Here is a 26,708-nt window from a genome sequence, read left to right as displayed (position 1 = left end):
AAACATTTTATTAATGTTTTGTTAATCTATTAAACAATAGGCATTAAACCGTTTAAAATAGCATAAATTGTGCTCCAAAAACTAAAAACCACTAATATTATGACAACCAAAAGAAAGGCCCTTTTATGGGTTCCTGTAGTGGCAATGGTAGCCTTTACATCGTGTAAGAACGATGAGAAAAAGGAGGTAGCCGTTGTTGAGGAAGAAGCAATTCCGGGAATTAATCTGGAATATTTAGACCCTTCTGTTTCTCCAAAAACAGATTTTTTCAGACATGTTAATGGCACCTGGCTCGACCAGAACGAGATTCCTGCCGATAGAACCCGTTGGGGAAGCTTTGACGAGTTGAGAAAAAAAACCGATGAAGATGCGCTGGGCATTTTAAAAGCTGCCATGGCCGATAATAAAGACCTAAATAAAATAGAAGTTTTACCGGGGTCAGACCAAGAAAAGGCCGTACAGCTTTTTCAAACCATAATGGATACAGTTTCAAGAGATGCGCAAGGGATTAAGCCTCTAGAGCCTTATTTGGCAAAAATTGATGGTATAGAAAACATACAGGATCTTGAAGATTACTTAATTGAAATGGAACCTATGGGCGGTGCCGGGTTCTTTGGTTTTGGGGTTGGCTCACACCCAAAAAACAGCGATCTAAATGCTGCATTTTTAGGGACTGGATCCTTAGGATTAAGCCGCGATTATTATCTGGATGAAGATGAGGATACCAAAGAAAAATTAGAGAAGTACCGCAAGCACATTGCAAAAATGCTTCAATATATTGGTGAAGACGAAGCTACAGCCCAAGCAAAAGCCGACAACATTTTGGCTTTTGAAACACGAATGGCAAAGCCTAGAATGACCAAAGAGGACCGCAGGGATGCCCGCAAACGCTTTAACCCAAAATCGTTAGAGCAGTTAAATGAAATGACCCCAAGCGTAAATTGGGAAAAATACCTAACAGGTATAGGTGTAAATGAAATCGATACGGTTATAGTAGGCGATCCGGGTTATTTTAAAGCCCTCGATGCTATTATTAAAGAAAACAACGTGCAAGAGTGGAAAAACTACTTAGATTGGACGTTGTTGCGTCGTTCGTCAGGGTTGTTGTCAACAGAAATCGACAAGGCCAACTGGGAGTTTTATGGGCGTGATTTAAACGGGTCTAAAAAACAAAGAGACCGCGAAGAGCGCGCTTTAAGCACCATTAACGGTAGCATAGGGGAAGCCTTAGGAAAGCTTTATGTAGATGAGAAATTCCCGCCAGAAGCTAAAGAAAAGGCTAGAAAAATGATCGATAACATTAAACTAGCTTTCGAAAATCGTATTAAGAACCTTGACTGGATGGAGCCGGAAACCAAAGAACGCGCTATAGAAAAGCTTAAGAAAATGAACGTTAAAATAGCCTATCCAGACCAATGGGAGGACTATTCAACCCTAGAAATTACTGGTAAAGAAGCTGGAGGAACTTATTTTGATAATATGAAAAGTGTTTCCAAATGGAACTATGAGAAGGACCTTGCCGATTTAGGAAAACCTGTAGATAAAAGCGAATGGCTTATGGCGCCACAGGTTGTGAACGCCTACTTTATGCCACCGTATAATGAAATCGTTTTCCCTGCCGCTATTTTACAACCACCATTTTACAATTACGAAGCCGATATGGCTGTAAATTACGGAGGTATTGGTGCCGTTATTGGCCATGAAATATCGCATTGTTTTGATGATTCTGGGTCGCGATATGATGCCGATGGTAACCTGAACAACTGGTGGACAGAAGAAGACTTAAAAGAGTTTACAACGTTAGGCAAGCAATTGGCCGATCAGTACAGTGCCGAAAAACCGTTCCCAGACGTTAACTTAAACGGAGCGTATACATTAGGTGAAAATATTGGTGACCTGGGTGGCGTAAATGCAGCTTACGATGGGCTTCAGCTATATTTAAAAGAAAACGGCAGGCCAGAAGCCATAGATGGTTACACGCCAGAGCAACGTTTCTTTATGTCGTGGGCTACCGTTTGGCGTACCAAGTATACCGATGATGCTTTAAGAAGCCAGGTAAAAACAGGCGTGCACTCGCCAGGCATGTATCGTGCTGTTATGCCGCTAAAAAACATCGATGCTTTTTATGAAGCCTTCGAAATTAAAGAAAGCGACAGCATGTATTTGGCTCCAGAAGCCCGTGTGAAAATTTGGTAATGATGTGCCCAAATAGAATGTAACAAAAAAGGCGGTTTTAAAACCGCCTTTTTTTATGCTAATAAGTCTATTTTTTCGTTTTGTTTTCTTCGGTGTTTTCTTCAGGTTTCTGACTCTCCAGAGCATTTTTGCTAATGTGCGCTAAGTTAAAATTAGGAGCCACCTTTAAGGCTTCTTCAAGTAGGGTGATGGCCTGATCTATGTTTGCGGTTTTATCCTGATTAAACACGACTAAGGCTTTTAAGTATAGAAACCCTGCTTTTATTGGCACACGATATGGTTGTTGGGTTTCGTAATAAACTCTAAAAATGTCGTCCTTAACATGTTCTAGTCCGTAGTCTACATGGGTTGCTGCCTGGGTTAGTTGCTGATGTTGTAAATACAGCTCGGCCAATTCGTAAGCAACAGTAACGTCCTTGCTTCTCGAAAAAAGGGCTTCGAAATGTGTAATGGCCTTTTGGGTTTGTCCTACAGATTTTAAGGAAAAAGCTTTAACCTCTATGGCTAAATTAGAGTCTGTTGCCTTGTTTTCAATGCCAATGGTATTTAGGGCTTGCATGTATTTGCCTTCGCTCATGTATACATAAGCCAAGGTGTCTTGACGCGCTACCGATGGGTCTAAAATGTTTAGGTGCGTCAGGCTGTTTATTACACCTTGAACATCGCCCTGGGCTTTCATTTGGGTGTAAAATGCTTCGTAATGTTTTTTAAGAGATTGGTCTTGCGCCATCGTATTCATACTTAAAACCAATAAAAAAAGGCTAATGCCTGTAATGCGTTTCATGTTTAAAAAATTTAAGCCCTAAAAGTAGAAAAAATAATCTGTTTTTAAGGCGCTTCAATGGTGATGGATTTTTTAACGATTACAGCATCATTTAATACAAAAGGTTTCGGTATCATGTTGGCTTCGCGCGGTTTTATATTAAATGCCGGATGTTCTAACAGGTTAAACGTGGCTTCAAAAAATTCTAAGGTGGTTTCCTGATTGGCCGGAAAGGTTAAAACCAGATCCAACGGAAGGTTTTCAGTGATGTAATAACTAAACAAACGTTTGCTTGATCGGTTGCCGAAAACAGTGTTCGAACTTGGCGCTGTATGGGCATTTACACCATTAATCATGGCCTTGTTAAATACTAATGAAGTATCGGCAAACACCTCAAACCTTTCGGCTTTTCTATGGGAGGTTACACATATTTCTACCGTGCGCTTTTGGTCTATAATGGTATCGGTAGAAATCGCTATGGTTGGTGCGGCGAGCGGTTTAACTTGTGCGGGTTGTACGTACGAAAATGCTGTGGCGTATTTGCTGGCTGCGGTATAGGACTTAAGGGTAGTAGCGAGTTTAGGGGTTTCGCCTAGCTTGCTTTTGCTCCAAGGGTCTAGAATATGGTCGTAAGTGGCCCAGTTGGCTGTTGCTTTATCGGCATCCAGCAGATAAACCAGACTGTTTGGTTTTGGGCGATCTTCAGAAAAACTTGAAGAAGAAAATGCCGCAATAAGGAACCATAGTCCAAGACCTGTAAACACAATAGCATAGCGTTTTTTATGTTTAAAGAACCCAAAAACGGGCATTAGAAATCCAAAGCTTAAGCTTACAAAAACACAGGAAACAAACAGAATTTTTAATCCCAGACCAATGGGAAACATGTTGACAAAAGGCGCCATAATAACTAGGGTAGGTATTGCCAATAGAGCCAATAGCATTAGGTTGGGTTGTTTTTGTCTAATAAGTACAAACAAGCTTAGTAAGGCAAAGTAAACGGGAATAATAAAAAAACTAGCCCCTTTTAGTGCAACACCGGCAAAGGTACATAGCAGTAGCCAAAAGAAAATAGGAGCTAAGAGCAAGCTGGCCGTGTTGTTTGTATTGTGAAATTTATGGTACACATAAAAGCAAATGGCGAGGGATAGGCATGCAAAGGCCAGAATGTAACTGTGGCCATTATACGTAAAGCCATGAAGCATTTCGTTATACTGCGGGAACAAGGCCAAAATGCTTTTCCAAAGCAAAAATCCTGCGGCAGCTGTGCCTAACATAGCAAGTAGGAAGGCGTAAACGCCTTTAAGCGCAGCAGTAGTTGTTAAAACACCTTTTTTAGCCCCGTAAACAATAAGTAGAACAAACAAGAAAATAGCCAATCCAAGCGCGGGGAAAATCCATTTAAAAGGATAAATAACCGTTTTAAAACCTGGGACGGTAAAGTAAATGTTATCGTTATGGCTTTTTATTTGGGTTAAATCTGCATTGGAAAAATACGATAATAAGGGCATGAGGTAGCTGCCTTGGTGCTCTAGCGAAGGCCTATCTAGTCGGTTGTAGGTGTCTAGAGCTGTGTGGTAATCAAAATGGTCATCGATAAAAGCAAAATTAAAGCCATCGATATCTTGGTCTTCACGAAAGCGTGTTAAATCGGTATCGTTAGGCAGCATTTTATAAATGCTATAGGCTAAGGAATTTGCCACTGGAAATTCAGGATTGGCTTTAACAAATCCTTTTATCAGGTTGGCATTGCCTTGGTTGGTTTCGACAAGCATGTAGCTGGGGCCGCCGCTGCCACGGGCCTCAAAATTTAAGACAAGTCCAACATCTTTGGCCCAAGGGTGTTGGTTTACAAAAATATCGGCACCATTTAGCCCGAGCTCTTCAGCATCTGTAAAGAGAATAATCACATCGTTTTTGTGCGGTTTGCCTTTGGTGAGAAAGGCGCGTATGCCTTCTAAAATGGTTACGACTCCCGATCCGGCATCGCTTGCGCCAAAGGAGGAGTGTGGATTGCTGTCGTAATGCGAAAGCAGCAAGAGTGCTTTAGAGTTGTCGGTTCCGGGTATTCTAGCAACGATGTTTTTTGGTTTTGAGAGGTTTCCCCATTTGCTTAGTGAAAAGCCTTGTTGTATTTGAGGTTGAAGTCCGAGTTTTTCCAATTCAGAGACCAGGTAGTTTCTTACTTGAGTGTGGGCTTGGTTGCCTAAATAGTGTGGCGATTTTGATAGTTCTTTTAAGTGCACCAAAGCGCGTTGGGTTGAAAAGGCCTCGTCTGGTGTATCTATATCCGAGATGTCGCTGGGCAACAACACCTGAAAACTCCACACAACAGCGGCAATAAGTAATGCCAATGCCCCAAGTTTTTTAAACATAGAAATGGTTTTATAGGAAAAGATACAACAAATAATTAACACATTGGGAGGAAAGTTAAGTAGGAAAAATCAATTAAAAAACATATATTTAAGACGCATTAAATTCTGATAACCATGGGTATAAAAAGTTTTCAAGGGCCTAGAAAGAAACAACAGCAAGAGCAGGCTGAAAGCGCAGCTATAAAAGTGAGCGATTATATGACTAAAGACTTAATCACGTTCAAGCCAGAGCAATCGATTGAGGAGGTTATACAAATGCTGATTGAAAATAAAATCTCTGGTGGGCCTGTTGTTAATGATAACAACGAGTTGGTGGGCATAATCTCTGAAGGGGATTGTTTAAAACAAATTAGCGAAAGCCGGTATTACAATATGCCAATGGAGCAGAGTAATGTAGAAAGCCGAATGGTTAAGCATGTAGAGACCATTGATGGGAACATGGATATTTTTGATGCTGCAAAACAGTTTTTAAACTCCAGAATACGTCGTTTTCCTATTTTAGAGCATGGCAAACTTATTGGGCAAATAAGTCAAAAGGATATTTTAAAAGCCGCTTTAAAGCTTAAGGGGCAAAACTGGAAATAAGGTCACTTAATTTTCCCGCTTAACCAAGGCAAAATAATCGTCCTCCAAGGGGAGGTAGCCTTGGTTGTAAACAAAATAATAGGTTTTTCCTGCTTTTGTAGTGTAAACGGTGGTTAAATAGTTGAAATCGAACCCTTTTTCAACAAGTCGTGAGCGGCTTACCTTGGTTTTTTGGTTGGGGTTTAGGTCCTCTAAAATTCTGTAGTTTTTACGAAGCCTGTTGTTTACGTTTCTAATTAGGTTTCTGGAATCTTTATTAAGCCTATTATTGTAGGTGTTTCTACAGGCGTCGTTACAGAATTTTTTGTCAATTCTTCCAATGAGCTTTTCGTTACATTCTAAGCAGGTATTTTGCATGAGGCGGTTTAATAGTCTTTAACATGCCCCCAATTTTCACCCGATTTTATGCGCCACAATTGCATTTCTGAGATGCCAAATTGTTTGGCAATCATTTTAAGGCGGGTTTTTCTATTGGGGTCGAAAATTTTTCGTTTTATCAATTTTACCTTGGCCTCACTTAATTTGGAGTAGGGAATGTTTTTTTTCCGATTTTCCTTGCCTTTAATAACCAAGGGGTTGTTGTCGTGGTGCTTGCCTAGCTCGCTATAGGTCATCCATTGTAAATTATCAACGTGGTTGTTTTCTTTGTTGAAGTCCAGATGGGTGACAAAATTTTTGTTTTCTGGGTTTTCAATAAATAACTGCGCAACAATTTTGTGCAAATACCTCGTGGTTTTTTTACCGTTGGCAAGCCTGATGTTAATCACTTCGTAACCATTTACAGGCCTTGGGCGATAAAGTTTCTCATCACTGTTTTCTTGGCCGTTTATAATACGAATAACACGGCCGTAATTTGAAATCTTAAAAGATTCCACAGTATTGCTTTCTGGAAAGGAAAAATCCTTCCAAATTTCATTACTAAAGGAAATAATCATAAGCTATTAATCTTAAAGGGGTATTGCAATATACAAAATAATAGATTACTCCAAGCGTTGTAGCGTTTTTTTAAGCCTTAAGCGTAGGAAAATGGGTGTTTTTTTTAAAAAAAAACTTCTTAGGTGGTTATGGTTCTAAAAGTTAAATTAATTCTGGGTGAAGTTACTTTTTTAGTAGGCGGTAGGCTGTGCAACCAATGGGTTTGCGTACTGCCTGTCATGAGCAATAAACTGCCGTGCTCCAGAAAGATGTCTACCCGTTCTTTTGTTTGTTTGTGCTTAAAGGAAAACTTACGTTGGGCGCCAAAGCTTAAGGATGCAATAGGGGCTTCTTTTTTTAAATCGGGTTCGGCATCGCAATGCCAAGACATGCCTTCGTTTCCCGTGTGGTATAGGTTGAGCAAACAGGCGTTATAGGTAGCCTTGGTATGCTGTTCTGTTAGGGCTTTTAGGGCGATTAATGTTTGGGGCCACGGCAATGCTTTTTTGGTGGTGTTGGCGTAGGTGTATTTAAAAGCCCGATCGCCATACCACGCCACTTTGCGTTTGGTGCGTATGCGCTTGCCGTAAATAACAACTTCGTCCTGTTGCCAAGCTATGGTTTTTAGGAGGTCATCGAAATAGGCATTGGCATGTTCCAAAGGCAAGATTTTTCCGTAGTAATTAACCATACCATCTTTAGGGAGCCAGTTTTTAGTGTGGTCGGTATCAAAATCAAAAAGTGTCATAAAAAAACAGGTAAACCTAAACAGCTAATTCGTGTTCTGGACAGTCTACTCTAAGTGCTTTGGTTGCTAGAGGTTTTTGTAACAGGCCGCAATAATGGTGGTTGTCTTGTAATTTATAGTGAACACAGCTAAAACACATGCGCTGTACGGTAATAATTCCAGAGCGGTTGAGGTCGTTGATAACGCTTAGCAAACTGTTATAAATAATGTCTTTTTTCTCTGGGCTAAGTTTGTCGAAGGGTTTTTCTATAACGTTGGCGAACGATGCCGCTTTTTTAGCAACGCTAAGGCCATTAGGGGTGAGGGTAACGATAAAGCTTCTGGTGTCTTTCGGGTTTTTTTCTTTTTGAACCAGTTCTTTTTTAAGCAATACTTTTATGCTGTCGCTAATGGTTGCCTTACTCATGTTAAATTCTTTGGCTAGATAACTTACGGTACCAGCATTTTTAGTATGGAACAGTAAAAAAATGAGCAGCTGTATTTGAATAGGGCTTAAGGCGGTTTCCTTGCTTTCGTTCCAAAGCAACACTCTAAAGGCTTCGGAAATACGTTCTAGGGCAACAACAATTTTACTATTTAAGTTTTCTTCTTGCTGTTTTGTGTTGAATGATGATGCCATGGGCTGCCTTTTTTATGCTAATAACCTTTTTTCAAATATAGGAATCCTAAGAAGTTAGGGCAAGTGCGATACTTTATTTTGTAGTTATTAAAGTTAGGGCTGCCGTACTGGGGTAGCCCTAACATTTAAGCCGGGCGTTTTAGCCCTTAACATCTGCCATAGAAGCTCCAAAGTTAATATGAAGCACATGACCGTTTGGGGTAAGCAGTGCGGGAACCGATTTTACACCAGCTTTTTCTGCTTCGGGGATTCTGTTTTTGTTTTCGCCAACATGAACGACTTCTACATTGTCCGAGCCTATTAGGTTTAAGATGTCGTGCTCTGCACTAACACAAACAGGACATCCTGCGTGATAAAAAATTGACTTTGCCATAATGATGTTTTTTAAGTTTAAGCACTATTGCCTGAACAAATATAGTAAGGAATCCTAACAAAAGCAAATTAAAATAGAATTCATGAGGAAGCTTTGGTCTTATACGCGTGATTATGGGCGTTAGCCATTAGGGACGTGGCCTGAGTGTTTTTAATTCAGGAGGTAATGCCAACGTGCCAGATGTTGGCGTGAGGGTTAATTAAAAAGGGCTGTTTCTAGTCTTGGGTAATGTTGTTTCTTATGTTGGGATTAATCTTTTTTAGATCGTTAGAGAAGTCTAATTTGTTTTTTGGTGAAAGGATAATTTCATCAAATTTCCCGTATTTAATTTCTATTCGGTCAAAGGAGGGTGCGGGCGAGGAGATGATGTTTCTTGTTTTGGAGATTTCCTTTATGTCGGAAATTTTAATGGGATTAAAGGAAATTAAGCCACATTTTATTTTAAGCTCGTTATGTTCTATAACATAGCTGGTCTTTAAAAACATGTGCAGTATTAGGGCGTAAATAAGTAGTAGGAAGACAATTAACCATAAGTTATCGATGTTTAAGTCGCTGCTGATTAATTTAGGTGTTAGTGGGGCAAAAAATATAAAAAAAATAAAAGACAACAACCCGTAGGAAGTTTTGGCAGGATACTTTTTTTCCATAGTATTTTATGTTTTAACTATACATTTTGCTTAATTTAATACTGGTTTTTAGGGGTTAGGTTAAGTGCAATCAATATAAGTAAAAATATTAAAATATTAAAGTGTTGGTGTTGCTGTGTTTTAACAATCCATTTGTAGGGCTATTCTTTTCTTAAAATCTTGTCCATTTTTTTGCCTTTTGCCAATTCGTCTACCAGCTTGTCTAAGTACCTAACTTGTTTTGTTAATGGGGTTTTAAGCTCTTCTATTCGGTAGCCACAAATCACCCCTTTAATTAAGTGGGCATGCTTGTTTAATGTGGCCTGTGAAAAGAAGGTTTCGAAAGTGGTCTTGTTTTCGATATGGTTTTGTATGTCTTCGTCATTAAATCCGGTAAGCCATTTAATTACGGTATGCAATTCGGCTATGGTTCTGCCTTTTTTTTCAACTTTGGTAACGTAGTGGGGATATACCGAGGCAAAGGTCATTTTTGCTATTCTGTTATTGTGTTCGGGTGTTGTTTTCATGTTATGTAAAATAAGATTATTTGCTTAATTTCAAAATCCTATAGGCACCTTGAATTACTAGGGCAAAAACAATGGTTCCAATAATTAAATCGGGTTTGCTTGAGTTTAGCCAGTTTACCAAAACGCCTGCAACGATTACACCTAGATTAATAATCACATCATTTGAAGTGAAAATCATGCTTGCTTTTATGTGGGCATCTTCTTTGTTGTTTGCCTTTTGTAAGATGAAAAGACAAAGGCCGTTGGCCATAAGTGCAAAAACCGAAACAACGATCATGGTTGAAAAGTTTGGCAGTGTTTCTGTGCTTATAAAGCGTCTTAAAACTTCTACAAACCCAATAACGGCCAGTATAATTTGAAAGTATCCGGCAAGTTTGGCTATCTTTTTTTTTCGTACTAAAGAACCACCAACGGCAAATAGGCTAATGCCGTAAACAAAACTGTCTGCAAGCATGTCTAGGCTGTCTGCAACCAATCCCATTGATTTCGAAATGAGTCCTGTTGTTATTTCGATAATAAAAAATGCGAAATTAATTGCGAGTACCGTCCAGAGCAGTTTTTTTTGGTTGGTGCTTTCGCCAAAATCTGTTTGATTGGTTTGTTGGGTTACTATTGTTTTGCTGCCTAAATTTAGTTCGGAGAGGGCCTTTTCTATAAGGGTGACCTGTCCGCTGTGAAAAACGGTTAGTTTTCGGTTTGCAATATCAAAATCTAAATGGGCAATATTTGAAAACGCTTCCAACTTCATTCGGATTAGGGTTTCCTCAGAAGGGCAATCCATTTGGGCGATTTCGAATATGGTTTTGTTCATTTGGTTTTAAAGGATAAGCTGGCTTAGTGTTAGTTATTACTAGCAGCAACTGGTTCGTTTTGTGTTTCTTTGTCTTCTTTTTTGTTTGTGCTTTGTTGCGTTAAGGTGTTGTGTAGACCTTAAAAGTTTAAAGATAGTTGTAATCTTTTTTGGTTGTACAAATTAATACGCTTTTTGTTGCTCTTTTGGTATGGATGATGTTTTTAACGGCCTGCAAGGGAGCCATGTTTAGGCGTTTTTTTAGCATTGGTATCAACAATAAGGAACGGCAATTGGAGCAGATATTGTTGATTTGTTGAGGTGGTAAAATGAAAAGTCCACGGGTTGTTTAATGCCTAACCCATGGATTTTTTTTGAGTGATATGAAGGTGTGGCTTTTATTGGAAAAGTTCGATATGTGCTCCTTTGGCTCTTGCCAGTGTTTTTCCAGAAGGGCTAAAGGCAATCTGGTTGGTTTTGCCAAGGGGTTGCTCTTCCAACAGTTTTCCGGTATTGGCATCAATACGAATAAATCGCTTGTTTTCTAGCAACTGTATTTCTTGTGCTGTGGCTGCAAAGCCCTTGATGTTTTTGGTAGAAACGCTTGCAATAATGTTTCCTTTAAAGTCTATTACACCAACGCCCTTGGTGCCAAAAATTAGCAAGCCGTTGGCAAAGAACTCACTGAATTTAACCGTGCCAACTCCCAAATCTTTGGTTGAGGTATAGGCCATATTTTCGCCTGTTTTAGCATTAAATATATAAACGCCTTTAGACACCACATCAATAAGTCGGTTGTTGTGGGTATCAATCATAAAAGGATTAAATGCTTTGGAAATATCGGCGCTGTTTTTGGCTTTTTCAGTCTCAAAAAGTTCTTTTCCGTTGCGGGCATCAATGGCTTTTATGGTGGTTCGGTTTAAATTTCCGCTTGCTTTTACATAAAAAATGCCATTGGCCATAGCATCTTGTAGTGGCGTCCATTGGCTGCCCAAAAGGTCATGCACTTCTAGCTCGATTTTATCTTTTTTAATGTCGATAATGGTGTACCCTTTTTTACCTCCGGTGCCCCATGTGCCGTTTTTATCAAACATGGTAAAATAACACAGTTTTCCTTGGTTGTTAAAATGAAGCGCACGAGGAATAAGCCTATTGTATTTACTGGGTTGATTGGCATTAGCTCCAAAACTGCCGCCCATGGCTTTGTCTATAGCCATTAGGCCTCCCAATCCTTTGGTCACGTTTTTTGCTGCGGCCATACGGCTATGCACATCGCCCTGGCGTTCGGTGCCGGTTTTTAGGTCGATAAAAGCGAGTTCCAGATAAGGAAGCACCAAGGTGTTGTTAACAATAGAGGCGTAATTGGGCATAAAGTCTCCGGTATAGGCCACTTTCCAGGCTATGGTTCCAGTCGTGGCATTTAGGGCAATTACTTCGGGCGTGGTGGTAAGTAGGTCGATAGCGCCATCGGTTGCCGGTACAGTAATGGCAAGAAGTTTGTTGGATGGTGCGTTGTATAGCAACTCGCCAATGCCTCCTTTAAAGGCTTGTTGTGTCCATAGGATTTTTCCGTTGCGAACATCTATCAATTGCAATCCGTTTTTGCCATTAAGAGCGATGGCGTGTTTTTCGGGAACGTAATTGATAAGCCTGTCGAGAAAGCGGTCGCGGGTAAAGAAATTGTTTGCCAGCTGTGGTTTTGACAGTTTGATGCCATTTACCTCTACATCCAATGTGCTCCCTGCGTGTGCACTAATAAGGGTTTCTGTTAAACCAATGCCTATGTCTAACTGGTTGGTTTCCCAAATTTGCGTGCCGTCTTTTAGATTAAAGGCTTTAATGTGGGAGTTGTTATGCTGGTAATCGATGGTTATAAACACCTTTTCGTTGCCAAATAAAAAATACCCACTCCCAGAGGGAATCGAGATGCTTTTTGCAAACCGACCGATTTTAAAGGCATACTTGCCCTCAACAACCTTGTTGTTGGTTTGGGTGTCCCACACTAGGTATCGGGTTTCGTTTTCGGCTACCATATAACGATCATCGGGTGAAAAATCGATAAAATCTGGGGTGAAGTCCAGTTTAATGGTGGTTGCGTTCGTTGTATCTTGAGCAAAAACACTAGGGCTACCTAAGCAGATACAGACGCAAAAAATTAGCATCTTAAAGAGGATGGTTGTTTTCATTTTATAACATTTAGGAAGTATGACCTATTTTACCATGAGTGTTTTGGTGCGGCAAATTTGCCGTTGGTTACAATAATTTTTTGTCCAGATGAGGCGTAGGCTTCAAAATTAAAGGTGCCTTTAACAATGTTGTTGGTAATGCTAACGATTTTTAGAGTGCCGGTAATGTCGCCGCTATTTCCTCCAAAATGCAAGCCTGTATCGGTCATGGTATCTGTAAACATAGAGACGGTAATATTAAAGGAGGTTTGGTCGTAGGTGTTTGCCAACCCCTGAACAATAGGGTATTCTCCCGGCTGTGGAAGAACAATGTCGTCGTTGGAGTGTTGTTCAATGAGAATGCCCCACATCCTGTCGTTATGCATCATGGATTCGACATTAGAGATGCTGAAGTATTTAGTAGGGTAACTGTTGTTAAGGAAATACTCCACGTCACCGTTCATAGTGGTATTTTCAAAGTTTGAAATATCAAAGGTAATCCGTCCTTCTTCAATGTTTACCGAATTATTGGTGTTGGGGTTAGTCGTGCTGTCATCGTCTTTACTGCAAGAGGTTAGTACAAGTGTTGCAAGCATAAGGGCTGTAAGTCTAAAAGTGTGTTTAATTAAATTCATGAGTTTTTGTTATAGTTATTTTTTATGTGGTAATTTTCTGTCGCTCTTACTTAATGGTAGAATTATGAAATGGTAAACATTTTTAAACTGTTTTTTTTTTTGAAGAGCGCTAATAAAAGCTGATGGCTTAAGGCTTAGAAATGATTCTAGTTGAAAACAGAGAAAGACCAATAGGGCTATTTTTTTTGAAAAGGAAACTAGGCAGTACTGTGCTATTAAAGCAAGTTTTTTCTGTGATGAAAGGGGTGTTGTATCCCGATAATTACAGCAGCTGGATTGCGGTTAAAAAGTTGAAGATAAAGGAGGTTGTTGTCGTGCTTTAGTTGGGTGAGGTTTTTATGTTTGTTTCTTTTTTTACAAAATACTTTACATACAGGAGCACTATAAAAGGAACGATAATCAAGCCACTTATAAAGTTGAAGAGTGAAGCCCAATCGGTTAACTCGTTTTCGCCTTTAGAAATTAAGACTAAGTTGCCCAGCGGTCCTTTCGAAAATATGGTGTTGTAAACAAAATTCCATCCCAAATGAAGCCCGAAAGGCAGCATAATGGATTTGGTTTTCGAAAACGCCCAGGCCCAAGCGTAGCCCATTAATCCAGTTCCGATAAACACTAAAATCATGGCCATTATATTTCCTAAAACGCCGTATGAGAACCAATGATAAATTCCGAAGGCTATTGCCGAAATTAAAACGCCTCTTTTCGTACCTATTTTTTGAATGAGGATTTAAAGTAATGCGCCGCGAAAAACGAGTTCTTCTGTTAGTACAGATTTAAAATCCCACCAAAAGGCGTTTAAAGCCATTTAGGGACTAATATGATCATTAAAAACCCAGGCAGCTGATTTTAGATAAGCCTCTAAATATTGTGCAAGCGCACAAAGTGCCCCGCTAATTAAAAACCCGATTAAGAATTGCTTTAGCCTTTTTGTTAGAGGGAGAAACCCTAACGCTAAAATATTTTTCTTTTCAGTAACATGTAAAAGCACCCACGAAATGGCCATTGCGACTAAAATCCCTATCATTTACTTGTGCATTTATTAAGGCAACGGTTTGGTTATGGTTTCCTTAACATAGCCTAAAGATATCAAATTGCAATGATACGCCTTGTTGGTTTGCGATGCAATCGCGCGGTAGTGGGGTTAGCTTTCATTTTTATAGGTTCTTTTCTCCTAATTTTTCAACCTTTTTTAGCCATTTTTCACGGAATTTATCTTTAGATAATCTAACGGGGCCAATAGCGGTTATGTTAACCGATTTCACGCCAATAAAACGCAGGGTCGATTTTTTTATGGCATTGTGACTGGGGTTGCCATAAAACCACTTATAGTACCAGTTTGGCTGATCCATGGTGCAGATGATTCGGGATGTTTTGGCTGTAATTAGTTTATCCCACCAAAGTGAATTTGGTCGTTTTTGAAACGCAAACCCGGGAAGCAATACCCGGTCTAAAAAGCCTTTCATAATTGCGGGAACAGAGCCCCACCAAACTGGGTAAACCCATACAATATGATTTGCCCATTTTAACTTCTCCTGGGCCTTGATGAGGTCCGGTTCCAATTCGGTTCGTTTTCTGTAGCCAAACTCAAGATTCGGGTTAAACTGAAGCTCTCGGATGTTGATTGTTTTAACTTCAGCATTACTGGCTAAAGCTCCTTTGGTGTAGGCGTTGGACAGGGCGAAGTTGAAGCTTTCTTTATCGGGATGCCCATTTATGACCAATATTCTTTTCATCTGTTAATATTTATTGTTTTTAAGGGGTTAGATGTAATTCGCCAATAATCATCTCTTTGGGTTTCAAGATTTGTTTTGGCTCATTTCATACGTTTAGAGAAACCTTTTAATTTTTTGTTCTGTTGAATTACTTGCTAGGTCTTTTGTGTTAAAATACCTGAACAATGCCATGGAAGCCGGGACAGTCAGAAAGAAAAAGCATATAGCAAATGTGAGGCTACTGGCCAATAGGGCGACTGGTTGAGCCATTTTTACGCCCCAAATTTGTTCTTGAAGGATGATATAGTGATAAACGCCTAGTGCATAGTCGTAAAAACGAATGACAGTTTCGTAGATAAGCCAAGCTGGGTAGAACCATTTTCTAAAAGCCGTCCACCATGTGCCCCAAATTGATTTATTGACTGTCTTATTTTCTTCCATTGGTTTAATTTTTTACAAAGATTGCATTAATGGAAGACGCTTCATTTGATCTAAATCAAATTCGAACGTTTTTGCTTCTAATTCTGCTTAACGTTTCTAATGTAATGCCCAAATAAGAGGCAATGTGCGTTAAAGGAATGCGTTGGGTAATGTTGGGATAAACGCTAATTAAATGCTGATAGCGTTCTTCGGCTTTCGAGAATTGGACGATATGTAATCGTTCGCAAAGCCCCAGCATGGTTTCTGTAACGATTTTGCTTATAAAGCGTTCAAAATCATGGTGCTTGTTTGAAAGGGCATCAACCGTGTCTTTCGAAAATTCGAGAACGGTCGAATCTTCTGCAAATGCCACATAATGCGGACTCGGTTCATTGCTGAAAAAACTAATAATAGAAGCCATAAACTGATTTTCAAAGGTAAGCCAATCGGTTATGTCCTTCCCATTCTTTAAGTAGTAGGCTCGCGCACAGCCGTTGATAATTAGATAGGCTTTTTTAGCATATTGGCCTTCGCGCACTACAATGTCGCCTTTTTCAAAATGCTTCACCTCAGAATTTGCTATAAACTCTTCGCGACACGCTTTGGAAAGCGGTGCGTATGCTTGTTCTATGTTGTTTAAAATAGGCTCAAGGTTCATTTTTTAAGGGTCGCAAAGGCCGCGTGTAGCGTTTTTTATTCTATTCTTATAAACTTTTCGGTTATAGTCTGAATAATTGGGTCATTTGGATTAGACAACGTGGAAAATGTTTTTGTAAAAGAATTATTGGAATTAAATTCAATTAAAAATTCGGAAGTTTCGTCGTTAGAGTTTGTAAAAGAATAACTTGTTTCACTGTTTTTTTGCCAAGTTCCATTAAATTCAATACTCGGATTATCTAAACACTCTGTATTTGCATCTGCCGTGTAGTGTAATTCAGAATAAGTTCCATTTTCAATATAAGTATAAGTACTGAACGGTTCGCATTCTCCGAGAGGATTTTCATTTCCGTCAATAGTCCGTTGCGTAATTTTCCACTGGCCAACTAGATTTACAGTATTGTTTGGGTTAGATGAATCATCATTTCCACAAGATAGTAGCAATGTTGATAATAAAATCAAGATAAAATTATTTCTCATAGTCTTGTATTCAATGTGCTAACGCAACAAACGGCGCTTTTTTTAGTTGCTGCTAAGCTACATTTTTTAGTTCATATTTTAATGTTTTTTGGTGTTCTGTAGCTAATAATTTTTCGTGGTTTGTTGTTTTCGTTTGTGCTGGAGATTGTAGATTGGGAGCTGTCGAGAATTTTAGCGCTATACACGGTGTTGGTAGCAGCCATTTTTATTCATTCATTTGCTTTTAAAACCCTCAATATATTTCCTCCAAGAATCTTTGAAATGTCATTTTGATTATATCCTTTTTCGACCAACGCTTTTGTAATTAAAGGATATTTCGTGACGTCATTTAGTTGTTTTGGTGGTAAAACAATTCCGTCAAAATCAGACCCTATTCCAACATAGTCAATTCCAACTAGTTTAATAATATACTCAAGATGTTCAATTACTAAATTAAAGGAGGCTTTTAATTTCTCTGATTCTTGATGGTATTTTGAGTACATTAATTCTTCTGCGAAATAAGGATTAACACCGGAAAGTTTGAGAGAGTCAATTTCAGCCTTATGTTTTTTAAGAAACTGGTTTTCTTTTTTTCCGACGGTTGAATCTAAAAATCCTGAATTGAAATTAATCTGGACAACACCCCCATTTTTTGCAATTGCTTTTATCTGGTCATCTTTTAGATTTCGAGGATGAGGGCAGATGCTATATACAGAACTGTGAGAGGCAATAATCGGTTTTTTTGTGTTAGAAATAACATCCCAAAAAGTTTGTTCTCCAACATGCGAAACGTCTATGATTATTCCTAATTCGTTCATCTTACGGATAACTTGTTTCCCAAATTCGGTAAGTCCTTTTCTTCCTTCAGAATTAAGTGTGCTGTTTTCTTTTGTCTCATCAAATGCACTGGTTGCCCATTGGGTGGAATTGTTCCAGGTAAGCGTTATATAGCGAACTCCACGATTGTAAAGAGAATCTAATTTTTTCAAGTCATCTTCAATCTGATGTCCACCCTCCAAACCAATTAAGGCAGCTATTTTATTCTGGTTTACTGTATTTAGTAATTCTTTGGTGTTTGCAACTTTAACTATCTTGTTCGGATTTCTTTTAATAACTGCATCCAAGCTGTCTATTTGTGTATTGGCAAAATTGTATGGGTTTTTCTGGTTGCCATCGCTCCAAACAGAAAAAAATTGAACATCTAATCCGCCTACTTTCATTCTGTCTAAATCACTATGGGTTTTTCCTGTTAAGTCATGGTCAATTATATAACCTTTTCCCATTGTCTGTAACAGAATATCGTTATGGGAATCAACAAATATTGCCTGACTATGAATTTCTTCAAAGGTCTTTGATTCAGATTTATGGTCAGTAGAATTCTTACAGGATATTAAAATAAACAATAATAGTATTAAACATCTCATATTTTTGAACTCATTTTTAAAAATCTATAAATTTAGATTTGTTGCGTTACGTTATTGAATAGGCCCTTCTTAAGTTTACAATCTGTTATATTTTGCAAGTAAATTATATTTTTTTGTTATTTAGCTCTTTCTCTTTAGCTTCAATAGCTGGTAGTTCTTTAATGTAGGTTTCTATATCCCAAATAAGATTCCATCTATTTAGATTTTCTTGCATGGTATTAAGCCCCATTTGTAATCTTCGAGCATCAACATTAGTTGGGTCTTTTAATGGCAGGACATAAGGTGTTTTACTTTCATTATTAATTGCTAATTGAGTTCCATAAATTTGTTTTTCGCCCCTTCTTAAAAGTAGTCTGTCATAAAACATGGCATATTGTCTTTTAGGAAGATTGTTGTCTGCTACTGCTTTTTCAATTAAAGGTAAATACTTTTCTTGAGCTTCTTGATCGGCATGTTGTATCACTAAAAATAGGGTAGAAGTGCCTCGTTTGCCAATAAGTGATTTACTTGGCCATCCTCTTTCATCTAAAATCTTACTAACCTTAATAAGGTTAATAGAGTCTTTTTTAAGAATAGTTTGCCAAAAGGTATCCATTTCTTTAGAATTTCTTCCATACTTCTCTTCCATAGAACGGATTTGGTTTCGAGTGCTTTGATCGTCATAATATATGGTGTCTAATACAGCTACCAAATCTTTGTCAAAGTGCGCTTCAGTCTCTTCTTTATTTTGCATGACAATCGACTTTAATTCTTCCCAGCGTTTATCTGAATGCAAAATTTTTAAATCACTATCATTGATTAAATGATTATAATCATCCCACTTTAAATCATTTGCAGTAATAAATAAATGATGGAAAGCCATATTGACATTTCCAGATAAGGCATAAATACACGAGGCGTTATAGCGGTCATTCAAAGGGACTTCATTATTAAGCTTAAAGGCTTTTTCGTAGAGTTTTGCCGAGCCATTATAGTCTTTTTCCAAGCAAAGTTTCCAACCATCTCTTATTAAATTAGCATATTTAAGATTAGTGTTTTGAGCAACACCAAGCATTGCTGAAAAAATAATTAATACAAATGTTGTTACTAATGTACGTTTCATCGTTTTTTAATTTATAATTCATGTTGGCAAATTATAACGCTTTTAAATTCAGAAATAAAAAAGTAGACCAATCAAAACTTTAAGAAGACAGAAATGTAAAATTGAACCAAAAACCGTTTTGTTTGTGCATTATAGCTTTTTATTGGCTGTAATCATATTTCTGTCTATTAATAAACAATAGATTACCTATAAATTGTAGATTTACTTAAGCAACAAAGTTTACTAATTAATAGATATGGCTTCTTTTTTAAATAAAAAAACATTCCAACATATCTTGTTCTGGACAGTCTTACTCATTTATTTCATGAGTGTGTCTTGGCCTTATGAAACCAATAAAATATTTTTATTTGAATCTGTTTTTTTTAAGCTAATTCTGCAAATAATATTAGCGTATGCTATTATAAAAATAGGTATCCCATATTTATTAAATGCCAATAGAAAACTTGTCTTTTTCTCTAGTTGTTTGGTCTTAATTTATATTTTATTTATTAGCTACTCTATTTATAAAGCATACATTTTAATACCTTCTTATCCTGATGAATTTTCGTACAGGCCTCCCTTTATTCTAGCAGACAGGTTTACAAACTTCCCTGCGTACATAGGTAGTATTCCTGGGTATCTTTTTCCAACCATAATTTTAGTTGTTTTTAATTATTACCAAAAACAAAAAGAAACGGCTAACTTATTAGAACAAAAAAGAACTTCAGAATTAAATGCTCTAAAAAATCAATTAAACCCGCATTTTTTATTTAACACATTAAACAATTTATATGTGCTTGCATTAAAAAAATCGGATAAGACACCTGAAGTAATTGCTAAACTTTCTGAAATATTAGATTATATATTATACCAATGTAAGGACAAGTATGTCCTATTAAAAAATGAAGTGGCACTTTTGCACAATTACGTAGATCTCGAAGAAGTGCGCTATGGAAATCGTGTGAAAGTTAGTTTTAATACGGATATAACGCATGATGCTAAAATAGCGCCATTACTTTTGCTTACGTTTTTAGAAAATGCTTTTAAACATGGTGTTAGCCAAGAGATACATACAGCACGTATTGATATTTATATTAAAGGCGATGTACGAAATATCGAATTTAGAATAGTAAATACAAAGCCAGCTATTTCCGAAAAAAATCATGATGAAAACCGAGAAACCATTGGCTTGAAGAACATAAAAAAACAATTAGATTTATTATATCCAGGTAGTTATAAATTAGACGTTAATAATGAACGAGACCTATATTCCGTAAACTTAAAAATTACAAATAATGCAGTATAAATGTCTAATCGTTGATGATGAAAGTTTAGCAAGAGAGCTTATTGAAACTCATTTGTCTCAATTCGATAATTTTGAATTAATAGCATCGTGTTCATCTGCAATTGAGGCGCATAAAGTATTGCAGTCTGAAACCATAGATTTATTGTTTTTGGATATAGAAATGCCAGTGCTAAAAGGAACTGACTTTTTAAAAACCTTAAAGCATAAGCCTAAAGTGATATTTACGACTGCCTATAGAGACTATGCTATTGAAGGTTTTGATTTAAATGCTTTGGATTATCTTTTAAAACCAATTACATTTCAACGTTTTTTTCAAGCGATTGAAAAATTTATAGATACTAGTAAATCATCTATTGGAGTTACAGAAAACTCACAATTTGAAGATTCACATATTTTTGTTCAAAGCAACAAAAAGAACATCAAAGTTTTTTTTGATGACATAATCTATATTGAAAGCATCAAAGATTATATTAAAATTCACCTTCAAGACGCTTCTATAATGTTGAAGCATGGCATTACCGCTTTTGAAGAAAAATTAGATTCCCGTTTTTTAAGAGTCCATCGGTCGTATATAGTTAATACAACAAAAATCACAGCGTTTACAAAACAAGATATTGAAATAGGTAAGATAGAAATTCCAATTGGCGATTTTTATAAGGCTAATGTGATGAAACAGCTCAATCAAAATCAATAATACATCAATCAAATATGAAATATTTCCAACTAGCAGTGCTATTTATTATAATGGCAACAAGTTACGCTCAAAATACTGATAGAACTCAATATTTTAGACATTTAAGATATAATCATGTGTCCCCATATCTAGATTTAAATGGGACTTATCCAATTAATAAAGAAACAGCTGAAACCACGTCGCATTATATTTTTAAGTATGACGATTCTGGAAGAATTATTGAAATTATCAATAATCATTATCATACCGAAAGACAACATCCATTAGCTTCTTTAGGCGTTTACAGAGTTGAAATATCATATCCAAAAGATAAGGAGATTAGAGTTTTTTATGATAAGAATGGAAAACGAATAACTAATGATCGAGAGATCTTTAAAGAGGTTTATACCTTCAATAAACGAGGTTTTAAGAGCAAACTTCAGTTTTACGATGAAAAAGACCTGCCTATGGAATCTAATTGGGGAATATCAGAATATCAATGGAGCAAAAACAAGAAGTTAATCATTGAAAAACGTTATAATTTAAAAAAGGAAGCCGTTGCATTATCTCCTTATTTTCAGTTTGGAACAACAGGAATACTTTTAGACAAAAATGGCTTTCCTTTAGCACATTATAATCTAGATGACAATTTAAAAGTAATTGCAAATGATAAAGGAACAGCTTCATATAAAGATATATATGACACCAACGGAAACCATGCTACCTACAGCTACTATGACGAAAATGATAATTTAGTAACGAATCAATGGGGATTTGCTTACGGAGAAAAAAAATATGATAGTATTGGAAACTATATTGGTTTAGATCAATTTGATGTAGACAAGAAAAGAATTCGAACTAGTGAAATTCCATCTAACGCAAAAATCACATTAGCCGCTATAGCTTCTAAAAAAGATTCAACCGAGATTAAAAGACTATCTCTGGGTTATTTGGTTGCATTACAAGATTTAAAACCAAATTTAATGAACGAAGTCCTTAATGATAGTCTAAATAAGGTTACTATTGGCTGGGATAGAACAACAAAAAAAGAATATGCTAGAGCAACAACAAAGGCACAGATGATAGAATATGCAGCCACGTGGAATAAATCAAACACCAAATTCCCTTTTAATCCATCAAACACTATTACCATACTGGATATTTATAATCGCATAGCTACAGTAAAATTGGTTTCAGATAATTGGGTGGAATACTTACATTTAATAAAACAAGATGGTACGTGGAGTATAGTAAATCTGTTATGGCAGTATAAAGATGTAAATAGATATCCGAAATCATAATCATCATTTAAAAAAGAAGATGAATCTAGTTTGATAACTTCTTTACAATGCCTGTCTTGTCCTGAAATAGGTTGACCATTTTTGGATGTATTTTAAATGGTTAAAAATTCCAGTTTGTTATTATTTTTCCGATACGATTTGTAGTCTATATTTTGTTTTAAGTGGGCCATTTTAGGTGTGCTTAAATTGAGACTCCAATGCGTTCTAAAATTGTTGTATGTAAATATAGCTTTTTTAGTCATTTTTTGAGCTAGATTAGTGTTTTTAATGGTTTGTTTTAATCCATATTCATACTTAAGAGTTTTGTTAATACGTTCGGCCACGGCGTTTTCGTAAGGGTCGTACTGCTCAGTCATGCTTATAGTTAGGTTGTTTTTCTCGGCAAACTGCGTGTAAGCAGGATTACAATATTGGATGCCTCTATCCGAATGATGGATGAGTTTTTCATTAGGATACTTCCTGTTATTTAAAGCCATTTTAAGCGCATTTAAGCATAGTTCTGTCCTCATGTGGTTACTTAGTTGGTATCCCATGATTTGTTTAGAGTATGCATCTGTTACCAAGGCCAGATAGTTGTGTCCTTTTTCGGTTTTGATATATGTTATATCTGTTACCCAAAGTTGTTCAGCTCTGGTAGGTAGTTTATCTTTCACCAGGTTCTTGTATTTAAAGAAATGATGTTTAGAATTGGTTGTGATATGATAATTTTTATTTCTCTTAACCAGTAGGTTATGGTTCTTGAGGAATATTAAAAACTTATCTCTTCCCATTTTTATGTTCTGATTTTTCATGTCTTTTTTTAGGTGGTCATAAAGTTTTTTACCACCAGTTTGTTGTCCTATTTTATTACGACATTGTTTGACTAGTTGTAATAAGATTTGTTCGTTAATCTGCTTGTTTTTATAAGATTTTAAGCGTTTATAAAAGGCTTGTTTGGATATCCCAAAACATGTAGTTAACCATTTTCTTTTAAACGGTTTTGTTTCTTTTTCTCTATCTCGTCTGCTAATGTTTTGGGCAATGACTTTTTTGACATATCCACGCCTGTAATGAGTTCCATGTCAGCTATGATGTCCTGTTGGAAGTCCTTTACGAACTCCAGTTCTTCAATCTTTTCTTTAAGTTTTTTGATCTCGTCTTTTTTGCTCATTCCTAATTTCTTTTGCTCTAAGGTACTGTATTTTTTTATCCAATACTGAATAGAGCTTCTAGAAACCTGATATTTTTTAGCTGCATAATTGACAGAGATCTGTCCGTTATGAATTTGGTCAATGATTAAAAGTTTGAGTTCAAACCCTACTTTTTGATAGGCTTTTTTTTGGCAGGATGATTTTGATTGTTGTTCCATATGTTGACTAATTTTAAATGATTTTTTAGTCAACCTATTTCAGGACGATGCCTTTGTTCAAATGTTGCACAACGGTCTCGGCTATGCGTAGTGCGGGATTTCAAGGCACTTCACTTTCCGTTTAGCAGTTAGTTTATTTAATGTAATTAACTTCATATCAGCACTTTCACCCGCATTACGTATAGCCATTGTTGGCGTGTCGTGCTTTATTTCTTTTTAGTTTTCTTTTCTTTTTTCAATAATGGCATTGTGTATTCATTGTACAAGTCAAATAGAAATTCAATCCGAGCCGTTTCGTTTGTGAATGCTTGTGGTCTGTAACACAAATCAACTGCCTTGTCCAACTCTTGGTGAGCTTTCACCAATTTTGGTGGCATAGTTAAAGGGTCATACAAATCAGCAAGACTACTTTCAGGGAACTCAGCTCTAACGTCCAATACTTTTTGCGCTTTAGTTTCAACTGCTTTTTTGTTCTTATCACTTGGCTCTTTTGGCCAAGGATAGTTGTTGTAAACAATCTGAATAGAATATATATAGTCGCTTTTCATCCTTCCGCAAGTATATTTTAACCAAGTCATATGCATTAGACTTGTAATTATACCAAAATACCAAAGGTTGGCATTAGGTAGAGCAGAAGCAGTGTTGTTTATGATTACAGAAGAAGGTAAATAGGCAATAGGAACATATTTTCTCCTTTCTGATGAAACTTTTGGAATTACTAAAAAATCATTTTCAGGTTGTCTGTCTTCAGAAAATAAGGTTGGAAATTCAGCCCATTTTCGTGTACGTTCTTTTTTACTACTTAGTCGAAAATCTTTAACAGCTTGAACTTTCTCCATTACCAAAGGTATGTTTCGATATGCGGCAGGACTGACATCTCTGAGCCATAGACAATATCTTTTACGATTATTGATAATATCACCACCACCTTGAAAAGTCCTAACAAAGCTTTCTGACTGAGGATAGTTTTTTAAAAGTTCATTTTTTTCTTCTTCTGATAACATGAAATTACCACTATCTGTAGTTTCACTACCACGAATAACTTCTTGGACAGAGCATAACGGTTTACTTCTTGAAATCGCAACTGAGTTAGAAGCATCAACTAAGTATGGGTTAATATTCTTAGCCTTTACTTCATGAGGCTCTCCTTTAATATCAGAGTATTCAAAAAGTCTTTTTGGTTTCTTGTCGAAAATTGCAAAACCTATAATGACCACATGAACAGCAGCATTACCTTTTGCTTCATTTTTCCAATTAAATGTGCGGTGAGCAAAGTTTATCTTGATTGAATAACGGTTTAGCAGCTCGTTCCATAAAACTGCAACTTGCTCTCCTTGAGTAATTGAATTTGTTGAAACGAAAGCACATTCTATTTTCGAAGATTGTATTAACTGGGCTGCCCTTAAATACCATGCTGTCACATAATCCAAAACCCCTGAACCTTTCAATGAACCAAAAACATTTTTCATGTCTTCTTTTTGTTCTTTGTTTTGGTTTTTAGAGCCATAAAAAGGTGGATTACCAAGAATGTAAGATAGTTCAGATTTTGGAATTATCTCTGTCCATTCGCTTCGTAGAGCGTTTCCATGCACGATAGTTGCTGACTTTTTTAATGGTAAACGTGCGTAGTACATCCCGAATGCTTCTGAAATACGCAAGTTCATTTGGTGATCCATTAGCCACAAGGCAACTTCTGCAATGCGAGCAGGAAACTCATCATATTCAATACCATAGAATTGGTCAACATCAACGAGCATTATTTGGTCGATTCCAAAAACTTGTTGACCACCATACAACTCTTTAAGGACTTCCAATTCTAAAAGTCGTAATTCACGGTAGGTAATGATTAAGAAGTTACCACAACCACAAGCTGGGTCAAGAAATTTTAAACTACCGAGTTTTTGGTGAAATTCTTTGAGCTTGTTTTTATTGCTTTTTGCCTTTTGAAATTCTGCTTGAAGTTCGTCAAGAAAAAGTGGTTTTATAAGTTTGAGTATGTTCTTTTCAGACGTGTAATGAGCTCCAAGATTTCTACGTTCTTCGGGATTCATTACGCTTTGGAACATACTACCAAAAATCGCAGGCGAAATTTTGCCCCAATCCAATGAACTGCATTCTAAAAGAATTTCACGCATTCTTGAATTGAATGATGCAATTGGCAAAGGTTCTTCAAAGAGTTTACCGTTTACATAAGGAAAAGCTGCTAAATGTTCGTCAAGGTTTTTAAGTCGTTTGGCAGTAGGTGTGTTTAGAACTTGAAAATATTGAGCTAGCCATGCACCAATATCGCTTCCGTCTTCATTTGTTTTAACTTCTATAAACTCTTTGAACGTATCTTTTTCAAAAATTCCTGTGTCGTCTGCAAACAAGCAAAAAAGCAACCTTACCAAGAAAACTTCTAAGGGATGTCCTTCATAACCGCTTTCTTCTAATTGGTCATGAAGTTTTCCCATTAGTTCGGCTGCTTTGATATTTACAGGGTCTTCATCCTTGAAAGTCCGTTTTTGATAACCTGCTATGAATCCAAAAAGCTTAATGTTTTTATGGAAGTCTTTTATTCCAAACTCATATTCTTTTTTGTCGTCAAGGTCATACAGTTTGAAGTTTTCAAAGTCAGAAACCAAAACATATTTTGGTAATTCATGCTCTTTGATTCCATGAAAGTAGTCAGTCGCTTGTTCAAAAGCTGCATCAAGATTTTTTCCTTTTGATTTGTGTTCTACAAGCAGTGTTCCTTTCCAAAAAAGGTCAATGAAGCCTTGTTTATTGTTCAGTTTTTTTACTGGTTCTTCAAAGGTGGCTAGTCGTCTCCTTGAAATACCGAAAACATTAAAAAAGTCATTCCAAAACGTGTCTTTTTCAGCACGTTCTCTGCTTTCTCCTTGCCATTCTTTTGTGAATTTTAAGGCTCGGTCTTTTATTTCATTCCAACTTAATGCCATTATTTATTCTCTGTTCTTTTGCATGCACGCCAACGGTTTCGGCTATGGTTTCGTTGCGTGAAAATCCGCGA

28 protein-coding genes are annotated in these 26,708 nt (G+C 36.9%); 5 read left to right on the top strand and 23 right to left on the bottom strand.

Annotated elements, in window-relative coordinates; all coding sequences use genetic code 11:
- The first annotated feature begins 99 nt into the window (after positions 1 to 99).
- Positions 100 to 2,196: a M13 family metallopeptidase gene (locus IA57_RS04345; protein ID WP_036119786.1), complete on the top strand. Its 2,097-nt coding sequence runs from the start codon at positions 100 to 102 to the stop codon at positions 2,194 to 2,196.
- Between the two features lie 67 nt (positions 2,197 to 2,263).
- Here IA57_RS04345 and IA57_RS04340 read toward each other — a convergent pair whose 3' ends face one another.
- Both IA57_RS04340 and IA57_RS04335 read right to left on the bottom strand, forming a co-directional pair.
- Positions 2,264 to 2,980: a tetratricopeptide repeat protein gene (locus IA57_RS04340; RefSeq protein ID WP_036119783.1), complete on the bottom strand. Its 717-nt coding sequence runs from the start codon at positions 2,978 to 2,980 to the stop codon at positions 2,264 to 2,266.
- Positions 2,981 to 3,024: 44 nt separating this feature from the next.
- Complete coding sequence (locus IA57_RS04335) at positions 3,025 to 5,331, bottom strand: M28 family peptidase (protein WP_036119781.1); 2,307 nt, start codon at positions 5,329 to 5,331, stop codon at positions 3,025 to 3,027.
- A 114-nt stretch (positions 5,332 to 5,445) separates the two neighbouring features.
- Here IA57_RS04335 and IA57_RS04330 point away from each other — a divergent pair, with 114 nt between their 5' ends.
- Entirely contained in the window at positions 5,446 to 5,916 is a 471-nt protein-coding gene (locus IA57_RS04330) for a CBS domain-containing protein (protein WP_036119778.1), read from the top strand.
- A 6-nt stretch (positions 5,917 to 5,922) separates the two neighbouring features.
- Here the strand turns inward: IA57_RS04330 and IA57_RS04325 are convergent, their stop codons facing one another.
- The 18 genes from IA57_RS04325 to IA57_RS04240 all read right to left on the bottom strand — a co-directional run bounded on the left by IA57_RS04325 (position 5,923) and on the right by IA57_RS04240 (position 19,088).
- Complete coding sequence (locus tag IA57_RS04325; protein WP_036119776.1) at positions 5,923 to 6,273, bottom strand: hypothetical protein; 351 nt, start codon at positions 6,271 to 6,273, stop codon at positions 5,923 to 5,925.
- 8 nt (positions 6,274 to 6,281) lie between these two features.
- Positions 6,282 to 6,851 carry an HNH endonuclease gene (locus IA57_RS04320; protein ID WP_036119773.1) on the bottom strand — a complete coding sequence of 190 codons (570 nt, stop codon included), beginning with the start codon at positions 6,849 to 6,851 and terminating at the stop codon, positions 6,282 to 6,284.
- A 119-nt stretch (positions 6,852 to 6,970) separates the two neighbouring features.
- Positions 6,971 to 7,579 carry an alpha-ketoglutarate-dependent dioxygenase AlkB family protein gene (locus IA57_RS04315; protein WP_036119770.1) on the bottom strand — a complete coding sequence of 203 codons (609 nt, stop codon included), beginning with the start codon at positions 7,577 to 7,579 and terminating at the stop codon, positions 6,971 to 6,973.
- Positions 7,580 to 7,595: 16 nt separating this feature from the next.
- Positions 7,596 to 8,198, bottom strand: a complete 603-nt coding sequence (locus tag IA57_RS04310; protein WP_036119767.1) for a MarR family winged helix-turn-helix transcriptional regulator — start codon at positions 8,196 to 8,198, stop codon at positions 7,596 to 7,598.
- A 139-nt stretch (positions 8,199 to 8,337) separates the two neighbouring features.
- Positions 8,338 to 8,571, bottom strand: coding sequence for a hypothetical protein (locus tag IA57_RS04305; protein ID WP_036119764.1), 234 nt, complete (start codon positions 8,569 to 8,571; stop codon positions 8,338 to 8,340).
- A 215-nt stretch (positions 8,572 to 8,786) separates the two neighbouring features.
- Positions 8,787 to 9,218 carry a PH domain-containing protein gene (locus IA57_RS04300; protein ID WP_051880986.1) on the bottom strand — a complete coding sequence of 144 codons (432 nt, stop codon included), beginning with the start codon at positions 9,216 to 9,218 and terminating at the stop codon, positions 8,787 to 8,789.
- Positions 9,219 to 9,358: 140 nt separating this feature from the next.
- Positions 9,359 to 9,724: a DUF2200 domain-containing protein gene (locus IA57_RS04295; protein ID WP_036119762.1), complete on the bottom strand. Its 366-nt coding sequence runs from the start codon at positions 9,722 to 9,724 to the stop codon at positions 9,359 to 9,361.
- A 16-nt stretch (positions 9,725 to 9,740) separates the two neighbouring features.
- Positions 9,741 to 10,535: a cation transporter gene (locus tag IA57_RS04290; protein ID WP_036119759.1), complete on the bottom strand. Its 795-nt coding sequence runs from the start codon at positions 10,533 to 10,535 to the stop codon at positions 9,741 to 9,743.
- A gap of 377 nt (positions 10,536 to 10,912) precedes the next feature.
- Positions 10,913 to 12,700, bottom strand: a complete 1,788-nt coding sequence (locus tag IA57_RS04285) for an outer membrane protein assembly factor BamB family protein (protein ID WP_036119757.1) — start codon at positions 12,698 to 12,700, stop codon at positions 10,913 to 10,915.
- 29 nt (positions 12,701 to 12,729) lie between these two features.
- A complete protein-coding gene (locus tag IA57_RS04280; protein ID WP_131505673.1) occupies positions 12,730 to 13,314 on the bottom strand; it encodes a hypothetical protein in 585 nt (194 codons plus the stop codon).
- A 319-nt stretch (positions 13,315 to 13,633) separates the two neighbouring features.
- Entirely contained in the window at positions 13,634 to 14,026 is a 393-nt protein-coding gene (locus tag IA57_RS12675) for a CPBP family intramembrane glutamic endopeptidase (RefSeq protein ID WP_394359131.1), read from the bottom strand.
- 93 nt (positions 14,027 to 14,119) lie between these two features.
- The gene (locus IA57_RS12670) at positions 14,120 to 14,338 is read right to left on the bottom strand and encodes a hypothetical protein (RefSeq protein ID WP_201770125.1); all 219 of its coding nucleotides are present in this window, start codon (positions 14,336 to 14,338) and stop codon (positions 14,120 to 14,122) included.
- Positions 14,339 to 14,468: 130 nt separating this feature from the next.
- Positions 14,469 to 15,047 carry an NAD(P)H-dependent oxidoreductase gene (locus IA57_RS04265; RefSeq protein WP_036119750.1) on the bottom strand — a complete coding sequence of 193 codons (579 nt, stop codon included), beginning with the start codon at positions 15,045 to 15,047 and terminating at the stop codon, positions 14,469 to 14,471.
- Positions 15,048 to 15,140: 93 nt separating this feature from the next.
- On the bottom strand, positions 15,141 to 15,467 hold the full coding sequence (locus tag IA57_RS04260; RefSeq protein ID WP_036119747.1) for a hypothetical protein: 327 nt from the start codon (positions 15,465 to 15,467) through the stop codon (positions 15,141 to 15,143).
- 55 nt (positions 15,468 to 15,522) lie between these two features.
- Complete coding sequence (locus tag IA57_RS04255; protein WP_036119744.1) at positions 15,523 to 16,104, bottom strand: Crp/Fnr family transcriptional regulator; 582 nt, start codon at positions 16,102 to 16,104, stop codon at positions 15,523 to 15,525.
- A 35-nt stretch (positions 16,105 to 16,139) separates the two neighbouring features.
- Entirely contained in the window at positions 16,140 to 16,583 is a 444-nt protein-coding gene (locus tag IA57_RS04250) for a lipocalin family protein (protein WP_036119741.1), read from the bottom strand.
- 209 nt (positions 16,584 to 16,792) lie between these two features.
- On the bottom strand, positions 16,793 to 17,986 hold the full coding sequence (locus IA57_RS04245) for a dipeptidase (protein ID WP_036119738.1): 1,194 nt from the start codon (positions 17,984 to 17,986) through the stop codon (positions 16,793 to 16,795).
- Between the two features lie 103 nt (positions 17,987 to 18,089).
- Positions 18,090 to 19,088: a DUF6624 domain-containing protein gene (locus tag IA57_RS04240; protein WP_051880985.1), complete on the bottom strand. Its 999-nt coding sequence runs from the start codon at positions 19,086 to 19,088 to the stop codon at positions 18,090 to 18,092.
- A 235-nt stretch (positions 19,089 to 19,323) separates the two neighbouring features.
- Between IA57_RS04240 and IA57_RS12335 the strand changes: the two genes are divergently transcribed.
- From IA57_RS12335 to IA57_RS12330, 3 genes are read left to right on the top strand one after another with little or no spacing between them, the layout of a single operon-like run.
- A complete protein-coding gene (locus tag IA57_RS12335) occupies positions 19,324 to 20,373 on the top strand; it encodes a sensor histidine kinase (protein ID WP_084176720.1) in 1,050 nt (349 codons plus the stop codon).
- Positions 20,363 to 21,067, top strand: a complete 705-nt coding sequence (locus IA57_RS04230) for a LytR/AlgR family response regulator transcription factor (RefSeq protein WP_036119734.1) — start codon at positions 20,363 to 20,365, stop codon at positions 21,065 to 21,067. Before IA57_RS12335 ends, IA57_RS04230 begins: the two co-directional genes overlap by 11 nt.
- Before the next feature lie 14 nt (positions 21,068 to 21,081).
- A complete protein-coding gene (locus IA57_RS12330) occupies positions 21,082 to 22,347 on the top strand; it encodes a nuclear transport factor 2 family protein (RefSeq protein ID WP_084176719.1) in 1,266 nt (421 codons plus the stop codon).
- 92 nt (positions 22,348 to 22,439) lie between these two features.
- Here IA57_RS12330 and IA57_RS04220 read toward each other — a convergent pair whose 3' ends face one another.
- The 3 genes from IA57_RS04220 to IA57_RS04210 all read right to left on the bottom strand — a co-directional run bounded on the left by IA57_RS04220 (position 22,440) and on the right by IA57_RS04210 (position 26,637).
- On the bottom strand, positions 22,440 to 23,288 hold the full coding sequence (locus IA57_RS04220; protein WP_036119613.1) for an IS3 family transposase: 849 nt from the start codon (positions 23,286 to 23,288) through the stop codon (positions 22,440 to 22,442).
- Between the two features lie 14 nt (positions 23,289 to 23,302).
- Positions 23,303 to 23,695, bottom strand: a complete 393-nt coding sequence (locus tag IA57_RS04215) for a helix-turn-helix domain-containing protein (RefSeq protein WP_036119634.1) — start codon at positions 23,693 to 23,695, stop codon at positions 23,303 to 23,305.
- Positions 23,696 to 23,901: 206 nt separating this feature from the next.
- Positions 23,902 to 26,637, bottom strand: a complete 2,736-nt coding sequence (locus IA57_RS04210; RefSeq protein ID WP_036119731.1) for a class I SAM-dependent DNA methyltransferase — start codon at positions 26,635 to 26,637, stop codon at positions 23,902 to 23,904.
- Positions 26,638 to 26,708 lie beyond the last annotated feature (71 nt).

Origin of the sequence: Mangrovimonas yunxiaonensis, from assembly GCF_000733475.1 — a bacterium.
Classification (GTDB): domain Bacteria; phylum Bacteroidota; class Bacteroidia; order Flavobacteriales; family Flavobacteriaceae; genus Mangrovimonas; species Mangrovimonas yunxiaonensis.
Note: the sequence above shows the minus strand (reverse complement) of the source record. Positions and strands in the feature narration are given on the sequence as shown.

Excerpts from the sequence above, each read along its gene's own strand:
- IA57_RS04310 (WP_036119767.1), bottom strand. The coding sequence starts at position 8,198 with ATGGCATCATCATTCAACACAAAACAGCAAGAAGAAAACTTAAATAGT.
- IA57_RS04295 (WP_036119762.1), bottom strand. The coding sequence starts at position 9,724 with ATGAAAACAACACCCGAACACAATAACAGAATAGCAAAAATGACCTTT.
- IA57_RS12670 (WP_201770125.1), bottom strand. The coding sequence starts at position 14,338 with ATGATAGGGATTTTAGTCGCAATGGCCATTTCGTGGGTGCTTTTACAT.
- IA57_RS12330 (WP_084176719.1), top strand. The coding sequence starts at position 21,082 with ATGAAATATTTCCAACTAGCAGTGCTATTTATTATAATGGCAACAAGT.
- IA57_RS04325 (WP_036119776.1), bottom strand. The coding sequence starts at position 6,273 with ATGCAAAATACCTGCTTAGAATGTAACGAAAAGCTCATTGGAAGAATT.
- IA57_RS04320 (WP_036119773.1), bottom strand. The coding sequence starts at position 6,851 with ATGATTATTTCCTTTAGTAATGAAATTTGGAAGGATTTTTCCTTTCCA.
- IA57_RS04265 (WP_036119750.1), bottom strand. The coding sequence starts at position 15,047 with ATGAAAAGAATATTGGTCATAAATGGGCATCCCGATAAAGAAAGCTTC.
- IA57_RS04255 (WP_036119744.1), bottom strand. The coding sequence starts at position 16,104 with ATGAACCTTGAGCCTATTTTAAACAACATAGAACAAGCATACGCACCG.
- IA57_RS04250 (WP_036119741.1), bottom strand. The coding sequence starts at position 16,583 with ATGAGAAATAATTTTATCTTGATTTTATTATCAACATTGCTACTATCT.
- IA57_RS04335 (WP_036119781.1), bottom strand. The coding sequence starts at position 5,331 with ATGTTTAAAAAACTTGGGGCATTGGCATTACTTATTGCCGCTGTTGTG.
- IA57_RS04340 (WP_036119783.1), bottom strand. The coding sequence starts at position 2,980 with ATGAAACGCATTACAGGCATTAGCCTTTTTTTATTGGTTTTAAGTATG.
- IA57_RS04240 (WP_051880985.1), bottom strand. The coding sequence starts at position 19,088 with ATGAAACGTACATTAGTAACAACATTTGTATTAATTATTTTTTCAGCA.
- IA57_RS04345 (WP_036119786.1), top strand. The coding sequence starts at position 100 with ATGACAACCAAAAGAAAGGCCCTTTTATGGGTTCCTGTAGTGGCAATG.
- IA57_RS12335 (WP_084176720.1), top strand. The coding sequence starts at position 19,324 with ATGGCTTCTTTTTTAAATAAAAAAACATTCCAACATATCTTGTTCTGG.
- IA57_RS04230 (WP_036119734.1), top strand. The coding sequence starts at position 20,363 with ATGCAGTATAAATGTCTAATCGTTGATGATGAAAGTTTAGCAAGAGAG.
- IA57_RS04210 (WP_036119731.1), bottom strand. The coding sequence starts at position 26,637 with ATGGCATTAAGTTGGAATGAAATAAAAGACCGAGCCTTAAAATTCACA.
- IA57_RS04315 (WP_036119770.1), bottom strand. The coding sequence starts at position 7,579 with ATGACACTTTTTGATTTTGATACCGACCACACTAAAAACTGGCTCCCT.
- IA57_RS04285 (WP_036119757.1), bottom strand. The coding sequence starts at position 12,700 with ATGAAAACAACCATCCTCTTTAAGATGCTAATTTTTTGCGTCTGTATC.
- IA57_RS04245 (WP_036119738.1), bottom strand. The coding sequence starts at position 17,986 with ATGAGATGTTTAATACTATTATTGTTTATTTTAATATCCTGTAAGAAT.
- IA57_RS04290 (WP_036119759.1), bottom strand. The coding sequence starts at position 10,535 with ATGAACAAAACCATATTCGAAATCGCCCAAATGGATTGCCCTTCTGAG.
- IA57_RS04305 (WP_036119764.1), bottom strand. The coding sequence starts at position 8,571 with ATGGCAAAGTCAATTTTTTATCACGCAGGATGTCCTGTTTGTGTTAGT.
- IA57_RS04280 (WP_131505673.1), bottom strand. The coding sequence starts at position 13,314 with ATGAATTTAATTAAACACACTTTTAGACTTACAGCCCTTATGCTTGCA.
- IA57_RS04330 (WP_036119778.1), top strand. The coding sequence starts at position 5,446 with ATGGGTATAAAAAGTTTTCAAGGGCCTAGAAAGAAACAACAGCAAGAG.
- IA57_RS04215 (WP_036119634.1), bottom strand. The coding sequence starts at position 23,695 with ATGGAACAACAATCAAAATCATCCTGCCAAAAAAAAGCCTATCAAAAA.
- IA57_RS04300 (WP_051880986.1), bottom strand. The coding sequence starts at position 9,218 with ATGGAAAAAAAGTATCCTGCCAAAACTTCCTACGGGTTGTTGTCTTTT.
- IA57_RS04260 (WP_036119747.1), bottom strand. The coding sequence starts at position 15,467 with ATGGAAGAAAATAAGACAGTCAATAAATCAATTTGGGGCACATGGTGG.